Source organism: Rheinheimera sp. KL1 (assembly GCF_001275035.1).
Classification (GTDB): domain Bacteria; phylum Pseudomonadota; class Gammaproteobacteria; order Enterobacterales; family Alteromonadaceae; genus Pararheinheimera; species Pararheinheimera tangshanensis.
Map to the genome: position 1 here is coordinate 42,524 of NZ_LAMX01000007.1, position 13,737 is coordinate 56,260.

Annotated in this window: 14 protein-coding genes; 6 read left to right on the top strand and 8 right to left on the bottom strand. The window is 45.6% G+C overall.

Features of this window, described 5'->3' with window-relative positions:
* The first annotated feature begins 25 nt into the window (after nucleotides 1-25).
* Together WH43_RS03025 and rlmA are read left to right on the top strand one after the other, a co-directional pair.
* On the top strand, nucleotides 26-415 hold the full coding sequence (locus WH43_RS03025; RefSeq protein WP_286049422.1) for a VOC family protein: 390 nt from the start codon (nucleotides 26-28) through the stop codon (nucleotides 413-415).
* Between the two features lie 15 nt (nucleotides 416-430).
* Nucleotides 431-1,240, top strand: a complete 810-nt coding sequence (gene rlmA / locus WH43_RS03030) for a 23S rRNA (guanine(745)-N(1))-methyltransferase (RefSeq protein ID WP_053423183.1) — start codon at nucleotides 431-433, stop codon at nucleotides 1,238-1,240.
* A 770-nt stretch (nucleotides 1,241-2,010) separates the two neighbouring features.
* On the opposite strand, the gene WH43_RS03035 is transcribed toward rlmA, so the two are convergent.
* The 4 genes from WH43_RS03035 to WH43_RS03050 form a co-directional block, all read right to left on the bottom strand.
* Nucleotides 2,011-3,480 (bottom strand): hypothetical protein, encoded by a 1,470-nt coding sequence (locus tag WH43_RS03035; protein ID WP_053423184.1) that lies wholly within the window; start codon nucleotides 3,478-3,480, stop codon nucleotides 2,011-2,013.
* A 78-nt stretch (nucleotides 3,481-3,558) separates the two neighbouring features.
* Nucleotides 3,559-4,776, bottom strand: coding sequence for a serine hydrolase domain-containing protein (locus tag WH43_RS03040; RefSeq protein WP_053423185.1), 1,218 nt, complete (start codon nucleotides 4,774-4,776; stop codon nucleotides 3,559-3,561).
* Between the two features lie 4 nt (nucleotides 4,777-4,780).
* Nucleotides 4,781-5,281, bottom strand: a complete 501-nt coding sequence (locus tag WH43_RS03045; protein ID WP_053423186.1) for a gamma-glutamylcyclotransferase family protein — start codon at nucleotides 5,279-5,281, stop codon at nucleotides 4,781-4,783.
* Entirely contained in the window at nucleotides 5,278-5,730 is a 453-nt protein-coding gene (locus tag WH43_RS03050; RefSeq protein WP_286049423.1) for a YgjP-like metallopeptidase domain-containing protein, read from the bottom strand. The genes WH43_RS03045 and WH43_RS03050 overlap by 4 nt, the downstream gene beginning before the upstream one ends.
* Before the next feature lie 202 nt (nucleotides 5,731-5,932).
* On the opposite strand from WH43_RS03050, the gene WH43_RS03055 reads away from it, so the two are divergent.
* Nucleotides 5,933-6,457, top strand: coding sequence for a SixA phosphatase family protein (locus WH43_RS03055; RefSeq protein ID WP_082335661.1), 525 nt, complete (start codon nucleotides 5,933-5,935; stop codon nucleotides 6,455-6,457).
* 118 nt (nucleotides 6,458-6,575) lie between these two features.
* On the opposite strand, the gene WH43_RS03060 is transcribed toward WH43_RS03055, so the two are convergent.
* The 4 genes from WH43_RS03060 to WH43_RS03075 all read right to left on the bottom strand — a co-directional run bounded on the left by WH43_RS03060 (nucleotide 6,576) and on the right by WH43_RS03075 (nucleotide 12,265).
* Entirely contained in the window at nucleotides 6,576-8,144 is a 1,569-nt protein-coding gene (locus tag WH43_RS03060) for a methyl-accepting chemotaxis protein (RefSeq protein WP_053423189.1), read from the bottom strand.
* Nucleotides 8,145-8,293: 149 nt separating this feature from the next.
* Entirely contained in the window at nucleotides 8,294-9,430 is a 1,137-nt protein-coding gene (gene rlmC, locus WH43_RS03065) for a 23S rRNA (uracil(747)-C(5))-methyltransferase RlmC (protein ID WP_053423190.1), read from the bottom strand.
* A 97-nt stretch (nucleotides 9,431-9,527) separates the two neighbouring features.
* Nucleotides 9,528-11,474, bottom strand: coding sequence for an alpha/beta hydrolase family protein (locus WH43_RS03070; protein ID WP_053423191.1), 1,947 nt, complete (start codon nucleotides 11,472-11,474; stop codon nucleotides 9,528-9,530).
* 47 nt (nucleotides 11,475-11,521) lie between these two features.
* The gene (locus tag WH43_RS03075) at nucleotides 11,522-12,265 is read right to left on the bottom strand and encodes a dienelactone hydrolase family protein (RefSeq protein ID WP_053423192.1); all 744 of its coding nucleotides are present in this window, start codon (nucleotides 12,263-12,265) and stop codon (nucleotides 11,522-11,524) included.
* Between the two features lie 157 nt (nucleotides 12,266-12,422).
* Here WH43_RS03075 and WH43_RS03080 point away from each other — a divergent pair, with 157 nt between their 5' ends.
* The 3 genes from WH43_RS03080 (at nucleotide 12,423) to WH43_RS03090 (ending at nucleotide 13,641) form a co-directional block, all read left to right on the top strand.
* Nucleotides 12,423-13,130 carry an SIMPL domain-containing protein gene (locus WH43_RS03080; RefSeq protein ID WP_053423193.1) on the top strand — a complete coding sequence of 236 codons (708 nt, stop codon included), beginning with the start codon at nucleotides 12,423-12,425 and terminating at the stop codon, nucleotides 13,128-13,130.
* 15 nt (nucleotides 13,131-13,145) lie between these two features.
* On the top strand, nucleotides 13,146-13,379 hold the full coding sequence (locus tag WH43_RS03085) for a YajG family lipoprotein (protein WP_053423194.1): 234 nt from the start codon (nucleotides 13,146-13,148) through the stop codon (nucleotides 13,377-13,379).
* 79 nt (nucleotides 13,380-13,458) lie between these two features.
* Nucleotides 13,459-13,641, top strand: a complete 183-nt coding sequence (locus WH43_RS03090; RefSeq protein WP_053423195.1) for a hypothetical protein — start codon at nucleotides 13,459-13,461, stop codon at nucleotides 13,639-13,641.
* Nucleotides 13,642-13,737: the final 96 nt, after the last annotated feature.

Consider the following 13,737-nt stretch of genomic DNA (forward strand, 5'->3'; position numbering starts at 1 on the left):
CTTTTTAACCCGTCCCCTGGTCGACATGATGAAACAACGTTTAGGTTTAATAAGTCTATTGGTCGCTGACTACGACGAAGCGATACAGTTTTACACTCAAAAACTTGGTTTTGATTTAGTGGAAGACAGCCCGCAAGGGGATAAGAGATGGGTGGTAGTACGGCCTCAGGGTGCAACTGAAACCGCACTGTTACTCGCTAAAGCCAGTAACGACCAGCAAAAACAACAGATTGGTAATCAATGTGGCGGCCGGGTTTTTCTGTTTTTAAATACCGACGATTTTTGGCGCGATCACTCAAGAATGCAACAACAAGGCGTGAAGTTCCTCGAAACACCTCGCGAAGAAGCTTACGGTACTGTGGCTGTTTTTGAGGATTTATATGGCACCCGTTGGGATTTGCTACAACTGAATTAAACCGGAGACGCCTGTATGTATCGTTGCCCACTTTGCCAGCAGCACCTGACGCAACAGCACAATAGCTTTGTCTGTGCATCCAACCATAGCTTTGACATAGCCAAAGAGGGATATTTGCACTTATTGCCGGTACAACAAAAAAACTCTAAAGTGCCGGGCGATTCCGCACTGATGATGCAAAGCCGCCGGGACTTTTTAAACGCCGGGTACTACCAGCCATTATCTGATGCAGTAAATCAGATATTTTCCGAAGTGTTGCCAGCACAGGCAAGCTTATTGGATTTAGGTTGTGGCGAAGGTTATTACAGCAATAGATTGATGCAGGCTTTAGCGAATAAAGAACTCGGATTATATGGTCTGGACATTGCTAAAACCGCTATCAAAAAAGCCGCTAAAAGCTATCCGGCGATCAAATTTTGTGTCGCCAGTGCCTGGCATTTGCCTTTTGCCGACCAAAGCTTTGATGCGGCTTTAAAACTGTGTGCACCTTGTGAGCCTGACGAACTGGCACGGGTACTAAAAACGGATGGCCTGTTACTCACGGTCACTCCGGCTCCCCAGCATTTGATCGAAATTAAACAGCAGGTTTACAGTTCAGTGCGCTTGCACAGCGATCAGATTGAAGCCATAGCCAGCTTTGAACATCAGCAGCGTCACGAACTTCAATTGCAACTGACACATTTACCTGCTGATATGGTGTTAAACCTACTGGAAATGACACCTTTAGCCTGGAAGTTTAAACCGGAGCAAAAACAGCTGTTTGCCGCCAGTTCACCGCAAATTAGCCTGAATTTCTATTTAGACTTGTATCGAAAAAATCGTTGAGACAAATGCCTGACAGACTGGCAAAACCTTTGCATTAGCTCCAGCTAGGCTCCCTTAGTCCGGCAATGCCTGCAACATCAGCGAGATTTTCAGATATTCCGACCTGCAGCCACAACAAAAAAAAGCCTGATTTATGCTCAGGCTGTACTGTCTGATGAAGGTATTGCTTTGGGAGCACTGTGCCTTTGCTTTAAATTTGAGGATGAAATAACGAATATTTTCAAAAACTTACTACCAGAGCGCAGCCAAAGCATCTTGTTGCTGCAAGCAGAAGATGGCAGTACAGTCTTTAGCTCAGACACCGAGTTGTTACCTCCACTGATTACTATGACAATCCACTCTATTGCTGCGTACTACTGCACTGCTAGTCTAAGCTCGGACCAGAGCTGCCTCATCAATTAAACCGATAGAGGCTATTGAGTTAAAACGTTATCTTTCATTTGCATCCATCTCTATGCTGAGCACAAGTCAACGCAAGATGGATGCAGTGATGCTCAAAGCAACTGCCCCCTTCTGCTGCTCCGCCTTTTGCTCAGCCATTAACCAGTTGAGAAGCTGATACCACCTGAGACTGAACCAATACTAATGGCTGTGGTCCATGTTGTTAGCTGCAGTATGGACGCCATCACGAAATGATGAGTCTTCTGGCCATCATTAGGTTTGTAGTGTGAGGAGTTCTAGCGCAAGCGGTTTTGTTTATCTCCCTGAACCGCTATTTTTCGCCCGGCTATCCAGCCGGGCTTTTTTTATTTCACGGCACAGCATCACGATCAATTCTGGATAGTAGTCACTTTATTCCATAAGTTTTGATTTTTACTGTAAGAAAAATACTCATCAGGAAACCAGCACTTTGGAATTAACTCCATATTTTTGCGTTCTTCAAAATTAGAGACCAGCTTGCTCAGTATTTCCAGCAACCGCTCTTCGCTCATTTTTTCTAACTTTTTTCGGGCCGCTGGAAAATACAGATTATTATCCACACTAACCACCACATTAGTCCCGGTATTACTAAAGGTCATGCTACGGGTGACCACCCTGCAGATCGGCATATCCAAAGCAGGCGGATACAAAGACACAACCAACGCATACTCATATCTGTCCAGATCACGTTTATCGGAGTCTTTTGGAATATAAGTCACCCCATAACCTTGCGGAAACAAGCCGGTAATTTTAAGCAGCGCATCCACAGCAGCTTTATGGTAATAACCACGTTCCACACCACTTTGTAGCACCAGAGCCGCTTTAGGCAATGATTCATAGCTGTGATTTAATTTGGTCGACAAGACGACTGATGTATAAATCTGTGGGATTTTTAGCAGATTCCCAACACCACCTTCGGGTTTAATCGCATTTTTAAGCAAGGTGTAAACAAAATTCAGTTTGTCTTGCTCGTTCTGATTAAACAGCTCCCGCTCTTCTTTGGAATTACCGACGTAACGATCACAGGCCAACCCTTTTGTCACATAACTTAAGGTTTCCTGATAATTAATTTTTAATAGCGCAACCCGACTCTCATCATCAAGCACCCGAAACTCATCCAGATCGCCCTCAGGTCCTTTCAAGATAGCCAACGCGTCCGGATGATAGGTGCCGATATCCTGCAAAATAGCAGCCATTAACAATGGCAATTGCACATCATCACGAAAAGGGGAATAGTCAGCCTGATAAGCGGCCTCTGAGTTATCCAGCATTTCTTTGGCGGCACGCACTTTCGCCTGCACGTAATTATTGTTCAGTTCGTCGTCCAGCAGCAAACGATCCAGCAGTCGCAAACTTAAAACGCCTTTGTATAAATGCTTAAACTTTTGATTCACCGACGCCACATATTTGCCATTGCTGGGAGCAAGCAGCTGAATAGTCCCCAAAAACTTAGAGGACATCTGGACTGTTTCGTCAAAGCTTTCGCCTTCAGTCAGTTGTAACACTTGCAAACATAAGGCCTTTAAGGCTCGATAGCGCTCCAGACGACTGTCATCCAACATACGGACATAGAGTTTTAATGCTGACTGTGCTTCTGCGAGTTGCTTTTGTTCTGCGCTGGAAAGCTCTGGTTTTTTTTCAAACTTACGCACCTGCATCTGCAGTTGAGTCAGTTTGTCCTCTTGCTGCTTTGCGTGACGAAAATAATCAGTAGCGACTTCATACACTGAATCATTCAGTGCTGTGGCATCATGAATTTTGCTCAGGATAGTTTTTACGGTTTTACTATACGAAGACTGACTTATGGTTCCCATCGACATATCGGGCATCTATCCTTATGTACGAACTACTTCAATTTAATCAGCATGAGTATAGCAGTGCTTTGCATCTGTCCAGCATCAGTCAGCCAGCAAAGGGGCCTGCCACTGAATTTCCTCGTCCATCTCCAATTGCCATTCGTCCTGCATTTGAGCTGCCATACGTTTTTTCTGTTTAGGTTTAACCGCCAATAAATTAGACCAGAACCAGGTAGACAAATCGCCAACCAGATTGGTTTCAGCGTTGATCAGTACAACAAAACCTACACCTTTTTCTTTGGAGTAAGCCATTTCAGTACGATAACCTTTCACCCAGCCGCCGTGGTAATAAACCTCATGTCCGCCAAAGTTAAAAATACGCACTCCTAAACCATAATGTGAGGTCGTGACATATTGACCCCAGGTACGGCCCCCTAAATCATCGGCTACCTTCACTCTTTTGGTCCGAACATCTTGCAGCATGGCTGGACTTAATACTGCTGGATACTGCCCTAACTGCGCCATTAACCATTGGCTCATATCCATCACACTGGCATTTACACCGGCAGCAGGGCTGACTCTGTAATAGCTTGGATTTACTTTGGTTTCAGCCCAGCCACGTTTAACCCGCACATGAGGCATGGCGCGGTTTTTCGAGGCTAAAAAGGCGGAGTACCCTACCGAAGCAGTGGGCATTTTTAGTGGTTTAAACAGTTTTTGTTCCATCAGGCTTTCGTAACTGCTGCCGGTAGTTTTTTCCATCACAGGCCGGATCAGACTGAACAGGACGTTTTGATAGCCATAACATTTCCCCGGATTACAACGCGGATTTAAATAACGGAACTTAGGTAAAATTTGTGCAGGCGTTTGATTAGCTTCAATTAAATCATCATAGGTATTAGGCACTAAACCAGCGCTTTGTGATAACAAATGTTCAACTTTTAAAGCTCCGGTATGGCGCGGACTTTTAAAGGAAAAAGACGGCACATAACGGGTGACAGGATCATCCCACTGGAAACGGCCCTGATGCACCAGCAAAGAAGATAATTGACCAGCAAAAGTTTTAGATACAGACGCCAATCTAAATACAGTATAAGCATCAATATTCGATTTGGAGCCCACGGAGCGCACACCATAAGCACCGACTTTTACGACTCTGTTGTCTTTGACAATAGCGTAGGCAGCGCCAGGAATATTGTTCTTTTTTAATGTCTGGCGAAAATGCCAGTCAAAATTGGTAGCCAGTTCGTCAACATTAGCCGCCAGTAACTGGGGGGAAAGGACGAGGAATGCGCCCACCAGTAATTGGATTAATTTCAATGCGTTAGTCCTCAGACAAAGGGGATGCCTTTGTTTTAGTGCCGCTACAGCCAGATAAATTATGATAAGTCGTTAACATCGACGGTATCAACTGCGTAATCAAATGCTTTTTATGTTCTTCACTAACTTGCTGCAAAGACCATTCTCCTGCCAGATAAGGCAACAGAGCTGGCCCGGCGGCATAACACCAGGCATCCAGCCATTGGCCAGAATACTGAACTCTAACCTTTTGGCGTACATACAAACCTGAATCCACCTCTTCGAAAAAGTCCAGTTTATCCAGCTCTGGCGGTAAAACATCAAGCAATAGCTGTCCATGCTGTAAATGCCCAGGACTGCGGGTTAACGCCGGTACTGGCGTCTCTCCTGGCTGCTGGCTTAAGCCATAGCTTTTGTAATCAACCAGACTGGCTGGCTGCATGTTATAGCGCTGTCCTGTAATTGCATAAACCACTTCAGGAAAAGTCAATAAACCATACACAAAAACGGCATCACCAGAGCTCATAAGGCTTTTCCTTCCAGCTGTCTTAGTGTTAAAAACAGGCGTAAGTCAAATTCCAGTTGATGATACTGGGGTTCCATATGCTGACACAATTGATAAAAGGCTTTGTTGTGATCTTTTTCGCGTAAGTGCGCCAATTCATGCACAACAACCATCTTTAACAGAGGGAAAGGTAGCTGCTTAAATAAAGCCGAAATACGGATTTCCTGTTTAGCCTTTAATTTTCCGCCTTGCACCCGACTGACAAAACTATGTAAACCTAAGCTATTATCCAGATGAATTTTACTATCAAAACAGACTTTACTGACGGGTGGGCTGGATTTGACAAAACGTTGCTTCAGCTCCTGAGTAAATTGGTACAGACTTTTGTCATTCTGAATGTCATGTGATGATTCGGGATAACGGCTTGCCAGCACTTCAGCCAAACGATTTTGAGCAATAAGAGCTTGCACCTGAATCCTCACAGCTTCGGGGTAAGAGGTCAAAAAAGTTAATACAGGTTCCACTACACAGCATCCGGAATAAAAACAACCTTAGTGTAAAAAATAAAAGCCTTGCCGTGAACCTTTCTTTTTAGCGGCTGGTGTATGTTCCGCATATCTGGCATGCTCCACTGGTTTTTAACACTGACAAAACCGCAAAAATGAGGAAGCCGTGTTGAACAAGGTACCAGTTTTTGTCGCAGTCCTACTCTTGGGCTGCTTCACATCGACTCTGCGCGCAGCGCCCAGCGAAATTTATCTGCTGCGCCATGCAGAAAAATTAACGTCAAAGGACAAGGACCCACAACTGAGTCCTTGTGGCGTAGCGCAAGCACAAGCTATGGCAAAACTCATACCTGGTTCGCTGGCGACTATCTACCACAGCGGCTATCAGCGCACCCGGCAAACAGCACAACAGATTGGATTGACACAACCGAGCGCAAAAATCGACCTCTACAATGCAGCTGATTTAGCTCATCTTGTCACAAGAATTCAGCAGCAGGATGCGGCAGTGTTGGTGGTAGGTCACAGTAATACTACGCCTGAACTGGTTTATTTACTCAGCAAGCTTGCTGCACCTGTAATGACAGAACAAGACTATGGAGTGGTCTATCAATTAAAGCAGTCAGAGCAGGGATATAGTTTGTTCAGCTTTAGCATCAAACAACCTTCCATCTGCCTGTCATCCAAAACCTGAATCAAAGCCAGATGAAACAAAAGCGCTAGGGTTGTCGTCCAGCTCGCAGTATCTGAAGTTGCAGTGCGTTGCTGCCCACTGCAACTTCAGTTCTCATCAATCTAAAAGTGAACAGGCTCTAGACTTTACGGAACCGCTCGACCAATTCGTGCAACTGCTCTGAGGTATTCTGTAAATCCTTACCGCTCTCGCTGACTGCAGTCCCCTGATTTAATGAGGTAGTGGCTAAATCGGAAATACTGACAATTTGCTGGTTAATATCCTCAGCTACATGAGCCTGCTCTTCCACGGCTGCAGCCATTTGTCCAGCCATAGCCGCTATACTGCTGACAGCGACACTAATACCTTCCAGCGCTTTTTCTGCCTGAGCAACCTGAGTCACACCCAATTCAGCGTCCTTACGACCATTCTCCGCGACCTGTACCGACGCTTTGGCTTTCGCAGAGAGCTGCTGAATAATCTCATAAATCTCTTTAGTGGATGCAGTAGTGCGGGAAGCCAGTTGCCTGACTTCATCGGCCACCACAGCAAATCCTCGGCCTTGATCACCAGCCCGCGCCGCTTCAATAGCTGCATTAAGCGCAAGCAAGTTAGTTTGTTCAGCTATTTGTTCAATGATTTGGGCTGCACCAACTATTTTATTGGTTTGCTCAGCCAAATCCGCCACCGACTGACTGATATCATTGACCGTTTTTTGTAACTGCTGCATAGCGCCACGGGTTTGTCCCGCCACAGTCGAACCTGAACGAGCTAACGCATCAGCATCATCCGCTTTACTCGCAGTATCCTGCACATGAGAAGATACTTCAGCAATAGTGGTCGTCATCTGATTCATGGCTGTGGCTACTTGCTCCGTCTGCATCTGCTGCTTACGAATACTGTCCGCTGCATCGACAGATAAATGCCTGACCTGCTCCGACTGCACCGCCACTTTGGTCGACGCGTCTTCAATCCGGGTGAGAACTGTATTTAAGTGCGCACTCTCAGCAAGTAAAGCGACTTCCAACTGCCCTAATCGCCCCTGATGTTTTGCATAAGACGCCACCGCTAATGGATCAGTAAAAGGAGTGGGCAACAACTCCACTAAACCACTTAACGATTGCTTCAGGCGATACACACCTAAACCATAACTAAATAAGGCCGTGATAATAAAAGCGATAGCAGCTGCAGTAGATCCGATAGCCCACCACAGCACCAAAGATAGCATCACCGCCAACAGTGGCATCACAGCCCAGCGTAAATCTGCAGCCAGATCCGATGCCGCCTTTTCGGTATTTTTACCCGCGTTAATCGCTTTATACAGTTGCTCTGCATGCTCGACCTGAGCCCTGCTGGGCAAAGTGCGTACCGATTCATACCCTACCACCCGGCCATGCTCAGTCACAGGAGTGACATAGGCATTGACCCAATAATAATCTCCATTTTTACAGCGGTTTTTAACCAGCCCCATCCAGGGTTTGCCTTGCTGTAAATAGCCCCACATAGTTTTAAAAGCCGCCTCAGGCATATCAGGATGCCGCACAATATTATGAGGTTTACCGACCAGCTCCTCTTTGCTAAATCCACTTATAGACACAAAAGCATCATTACAATGCAAAATTGTACCTTTAATGTCCGTTGAAGAGATGAGCTGCTGCTCTTTTGGAAAAGTACGTTCTTTGTCAGTCACAGGCAGGTTCTTACGCATTAACAACACTCTCCTTAGCAAGTCCGCGATAGAACAATACTCCACGGACATAAATTAAAAACAGGGAAATGAAAATACTGATAAAAAATTAGCAGCAGATTTAGATCTTGGACAGGGAAAATACAAAAATATATAAATTACTGAGTCACTTACAACGGACGTCTTTGTAACAAGGTTAACACTTCCGCATGCTCCGTGTGAGGAAACATATCAAACAACTGTACCTTTAACAGTTGGTAATCCTGGCTAAGCATAGCCAAATCACTGGCCAGGCTCTGAGGATTACAACTGGAATACATGAGCCAGGCAGGTTGTAGCGCCAGAACAGACTGACAAAGCGCAGCTCCTAAACCGCGTCTGGGCGGATTCACCACTAATAAATCAGGAGCACAGGCAGAGGCTTTTGCAAAAGCAGCGGCATCCAACGCCTGAAATGTCACCCCGGTCAACGCCAATTCTGCAGCTGAGCGTGTTGCGCTGGCGATGGCTTTAGGCGCGATTTCAATACCAGTTAAATCCCATTTGTTATCCTGCGCCAGATGCAAGCCAAAGCCTCCGATCCCACAAAATAAATCCCACAGTCGTTTTCCGGGAATAGCTTCAGCCCAGTCTTTGGCGGTAGCATATAAAGCTGCAGCTACGGCTGTATTGGTCTGAAAAAAGCTTTGCGGGGTTAAATACAGAGGGATATCGTTTAACTCTTCCCGCAAGACATCCTGTGCAGTTAACAGGACTTCCTCAGGCCCTTCCAGCACAGCCATATGGACAGGCTGCAGATTCACAGAACACACCTCTAACTCTGGCCATTGCTGTTGCAGCCAGGGTAAGTGTTTTTGAATCGACGCAAGACAGTTTTTAGAACGCAACACAAAACGCAGCATAAAGCGAGCGGAGTGCTGACTTTGACTAAGCAGAACAAATTTCAGCTCTCCTTGTTTTTGTTCCACCTGGTAAGGAGTTAAGCCTGCGCGTTGTATAAAACTTTTGATCAGAGCAAAAGCTGGCGCAAACGAAGGTGGATACAAAGGACAAGCCGATAAATCAACAGCAGTCCGGTCAGTAAGAATACCCAGCACAGGCTGATTTTTACTGCCCGACACCACCATTTTGGCTTTGGTCCGAAAACCTTGTTCTTCACTGGCTACGGGGAACAACAGAACTTCAGGATGAAAGGGTTCCAACAGTTGTTGCAAAGAGTGCTGCTTTGTCTCCAACTGTGCAGGATAAGGTTCAGCTAAATGAGCACAGGAGTGGCACCGACCTTCCGCAAATTCACGACAAAACATAGATTCTCAACTAAATAAATAAAGGCTATCGCCAGATAGCCTTTATTTTACCCCAGAGCTGAGCATTCACAACCCCTTGAAACCGGATCTGGACTGATCAGTGGGTATGCTGACGAATAAACTGAGTCACCTGTTCAAAGTAATGTTGCCTGTTTTCCGGGTCATAAAAGCCATGGCGCTCATTATCAAATTCAAGCCATTTATAGGTTTTATTGTGTTTATCCAGAGCCTCACGTAAAGCTTCAGCCTGAGACATCGGAGCCCGTTTGTCTTTTTTACCATGAGCTAACAACAAAGGCGCCTTTAGCGTGGCGACTCTGTGCACAGGAGAAAATAACTTCAGTTCCTCTGGATCAGTCCCCAGCACTTCATCCAGGTAAGAAATACCAAAAGAGCGTAGCGGCACATCGCCATCAGTTTTCATTAAATTCAGCTCATAAACTCCAGATACCGCTATTGCGCAGCTGAATAAATCAGGCTCTATTGCTGCAGACTGGACTGCAGAATAACCACCAAAAGATGTACCCATAATACATATTTTCCCCTGCTCCGCATACCCCTGGCCTATAGCCCAGCGAGTCCCGGCAATAATATCTTGCTGCACAGCGCCGCCCCACTGCCGATAACCCGCTTTAAGAAAATCAGCCCCATAGCCGCCAGAGCCACGGTAATTCACCTGTAGCACGTTAAAACCTGCCTGACTCAACAGCTGAACCTCATTGTCAAAGCCCCAATAATCACGAATACCATGTGGGCCGCCATGCACAAGGACCACCATAGATTTGCTGTCCGCTTTGGCTGCTCTGGTGATATAGCCGTGCACTTTGGTTTGATCAGAAGCACTAAATTGAACAGGTTCTGTTTTTGCAAACTGGATTTGGCTCAATTCAGGTTTACGTTGCATTAATTCGACTAACGAATTTTTGTCTTTTCGATACAGATAATAAGTACCAGCGTGATCATCACTATAACTAAAAACCACCCAGATATTATCGTCATCTGTCCTACTGGTAATATGCACTGCACTTCCTGGCAGAGCGGCAACTAACTCTTTGAATATTTGGGCTTCTTTTTGTTGCCCCTCTAAAATAAGGTAAGCAGGTTTACCATCATCCACTCTTAACGCATAGGCTTGGCGTTCCTTTTGGGTAAGAGCAACAGAGCTCACCTCGACAACGGGGTCGCGATAAATTAAACGTCTGCTGGCATCTGTGAATTTCAACTCCGAGAGCCCCTGCTGCTTGGCGTTAAATTGATCAAGAATGATTAGTCCATCATCCGAGTTGTTGACCGCTATAGCAGTCAGCCTTTCGCCAAATTTATCCGATGGGATCTGATGCCATTTCTTCTGATCATAGTAATAAAGCTCGCTACTGTAATCTTCTGTCAGCACCACAGCTGCGCGGATTTCCCCTTGACTATTGGTCAGGATCTGACTGTTTGGTGCTGGCGAAACTGCAATTTTTTTAGACCTGCCAGTATAGGTATTGAGCAACAATAATTCAGAGTGGTGCTCCCCTCTTACTGTCCATTGGGTACTGGAAATAAGAATGTTGTCATCGTCATGTTGCAGAGTGTCGATCACCTCTCCCCAGGCTCTTTTGGCCTCCTTCGCTCGGATACGACTAAAGTTTGAACTCTCGTCCACCCTGAAGCCAAAAATCATTTCGCCTTTTTTCCCGGTATAATTCACGGCATAAAGCTCACCATAAAACTTAGGTTCGGCATCCCAGGGAGAGGCTTCAGCCAGGCTGATCACAACACGTTCATTGTTTACCCAGTGATAATCACCCACTTCAATATCGCCCGGGAATTTGATTTGACCTGCAGGCTTAAATCCGTCCAGTTGAATAAATAGCAAGGCTCTTTTATTGTCCAGCCGCACCACTACAGCAAGATGTTTACCATCAGGCGCAATTTTCACGTTGGAGTACGTATCGTGTTTAGCCAATAAGGCTGTGATATCAGTGGAGGCTGCAATCAGGCTGAATGAGGAGAACAGCCACACCAAAGCAACAATGAATTTAACACATTGATTAAACATTCCTTGTCCTTAAAAAACAATATAAACACAATTGTTAAACAAATATATTACATTCGAAAAAACAAAGCTACTGCCTGCTGATAGTTCTGCAGCGCTAATGCGGCGTCGTAACGTTCACCTTCATCGCGCATAAAAGCGTGTTGGGCATTGTATTCATGCCAGCTAAAACGAAGATTAGCTTCGATCAGCTTTTGGTAGACTTTCTGCCGTCCTTCAGCGGATACATGAGGGTCTTGTTTGCCCCAGACCATCACCAATTCGCCCTGAATATCAGCGGCACGGTCCAGGGTCTGCTGGCCTTTACCGCAAGGCAAAGTATCGCTGTGTAAATCTGTGGCATACAAACAGTAGGTGGCTTTAATCGCTGGATTGAGTGCAGCACGAAACGCCAGATGACCACCAATACAAACTCCCATAGCCCCCACCTCTGGCCGGACATAGGGCAACGTCTTTAAATAATCCAACATGGCCTGATTATCGCTATCGTAGCTTTCCAACGGTTTAGTCCATTTATCCTGATTGCCTTTGTCTTTGCCTGCATCGTCGTAGGCAAGCACAGTACCCGGCGGATTTAACTCATGAAAAATCTCAGGCACGAGCACCACAAAACCATGACTGGCGAGCATAACGGCGCTACGCGCTATAGGCGCAGTTTGCTGGAAAATCTCTGAATAAAACAAAATTGCAGGATAAGTTTTACCTGCTGTGGCTGCGCCCAGCGGCTGATACTGATACACCAACATAGGCCCTGTTGCAGTTGTTAAGCTGACTTTGCTCTGTTCAATTTGCATAAAAGTTCGTCTGAAATAGAAGTCTGGGCTTCCATAATAAAGGGCCAGATGCAAAGGCACCAGCATGTTTTGCCAACTATACCCAAGTGCTCAAGGCATTAATCAGCCATTCAGCTACTCTGCATACACTGAGTTTATCTAAAGAACAGGAGTTTATATGCAACAGTCCCTCTCTTGGGTTGCTGCCGCAATACTAGCCGCAGGTATGGTCGCAGGTAGTGCAATCTTAGCCAGCAGCGTGATTGAATTTAGGGCTATGGAACGTGTAGTTCAGGTCAAAGGTTTGTCGGAGCGTGAAGTCGCCGCAGACAGCGTCATCTGGCCTATTAAATTTAACGATGTCGACAATAACCTGACCACTTTGGTCGCCAATCTTGAACGTAAAAACGAGCAAATTCAGGCGTTTTTAAAGTTGCAGGGCTTTAGTCAAAAAGAAATCACTATTGCAGTGCCACAAATTGTCGATCGTCAGGCGGGTTATTACGACCCCAACGCCAATCAGATGCGTTATACCGCCAGTTCTACTGTGACTGTGTACAGCAGCAATGTCGATTTAGTGCATCAGGCGATGGCGAAGTTACTGGAGCTAAGTAAAACAGGCATAGCCATAGCGGGTCAGGATTACGACAGTAAACCCGAATTTATCTTCAGTGGTTTAAACGAATTAAAACCCGACATGATTGAGGAGGCGACTCGCAACGCCCGTGAGGTCGCCACTAAATTTGCCGCTGATTCGGACAGTAAACTGGGCAAAATCAAAACGGCAAGTCAGGGCCAATTCAGCATTACTGATCGGGACAGCAATACCCCTTATATCAAAAAAGTCAGAGTAGTAGCGACAGTTGACTACTACCTGTCAGATTAACAGACGGAGCTTATGATGAAAAAAGCATTGTTGATGACCACAACTATAGCCGCACTGCTTACACTGACAGGTTGTGCGGTACGAGGCCCTACGGTTTGGGTTGAACCACCGGCTTATTACGGTCCTGCGGTAATAGTCGAACCAAGACCTGAGGTCATAGTGGTTGAAGAAAGACACTATTATCAGGACAGGCATTATCATAAAAAGCACAAAAAGCATAAACGCCATTACCACCGTCATGATGACTGAGCGGATTGACACTTCAGATTGTACAAGTGTTGAAATTCGCTCTAAGCTAAAGGGGTAAGTTTAAATAAAAGGGAAAAAAATGCGTATCTATTCAGCTTTAGTTGTTGCAGTAGTGATGATGTCAGGTTTAACAGGCTGTGCAGTCAGAGGTCCTAGTGTCACAGTTGAACCACCTAAAGTTCTGGTGCCTGGTGTCATAGTCGAAGGTCATGGTCACGGCAAACATTGCCCGCCAGGACAAGCGAAAAAAGGTAAATGTTAAGTTTTGATTTTTTGTTTTTATTTTAATTTGGCAGGACGTGTGAAAAGGCCGGTGTTTAATCAAACACCGGCCTTTTTGTTGAGCGCTATCTATTCT

Bases quoted from the DNA above. Each gene is read 5' to 3' on its own strand.
- WH43_RS03075 (WP_053423192.1), bottom strand. From the start codon at position 12,265: ATGCAAATTGAACAGAGCAAAGTCAGCTTAACAACTGCAACAGGGCCT.
- rlmC (WP_053423190.1), bottom strand. From the start codon at position 9,430: ATGTTTTGTCGTGAATTTGCGGAAGGTCGGTGCCACTCCTGTGCTCAT.
- rlmA (WP_053423183.1), top strand. From the start codon at position 431: ATGTATCGTTGCCCACTTTGCCAGCAGCACCTGACGCAACAGCACAAT.
- WH43_RS03090 (WP_053423195.1), top strand. From the start codon at position 13,459: ATGCGTATCTATTCAGCTTTAGTTGTTGCAGTAGTGATGATGTCAGGT.
- WH43_RS03035 (WP_053423184.1), bottom strand. From the start codon at position 3,480: ATGTCGATGGGAACCATAAGTCAGTCTTCGTATAGTAAAACCGTAAAA.
- WH43_RS03085 (WP_053423194.1), top strand. From the start codon at position 13,146: ATGAAAAAAGCATTGTTGATGACCACAACTATAGCCGCACTGCTTACA.
- WH43_RS03060 (WP_053423189.1), bottom strand. From the start codon at position 8,144: ATGCGTAAGAACCTGCCTGTGACTGACAAAGAACGTACTTTTCCAAAA.
- WH43_RS03070 (WP_053423191.1), bottom strand. From the start codon at position 11,474: ATGTTTAATCAATGTGTTAAATTCATTGTTGCTTTGGTGTGGCTGTTC.
- WH43_RS03045 (WP_053423186.1), bottom strand. From the start codon at position 5,281: ATGAGCTCTGGTGATGCCGTTTTTGTGTATGGTTTATTGACTTTTCCT.
- WH43_RS03080 (WP_053423193.1), top strand. From the start codon at position 12,423: ATGCAACAGTCCCTCTCTTGGGTTGCTGCCGCAATACTAGCCGCAGGT.
- WH43_RS03025 (WP_286049422.1), top strand. From the start codon at position 26: ATGATGAAACAACGTTTAGGTTTAATAAGTCTATTGGTCGCTGACTAC.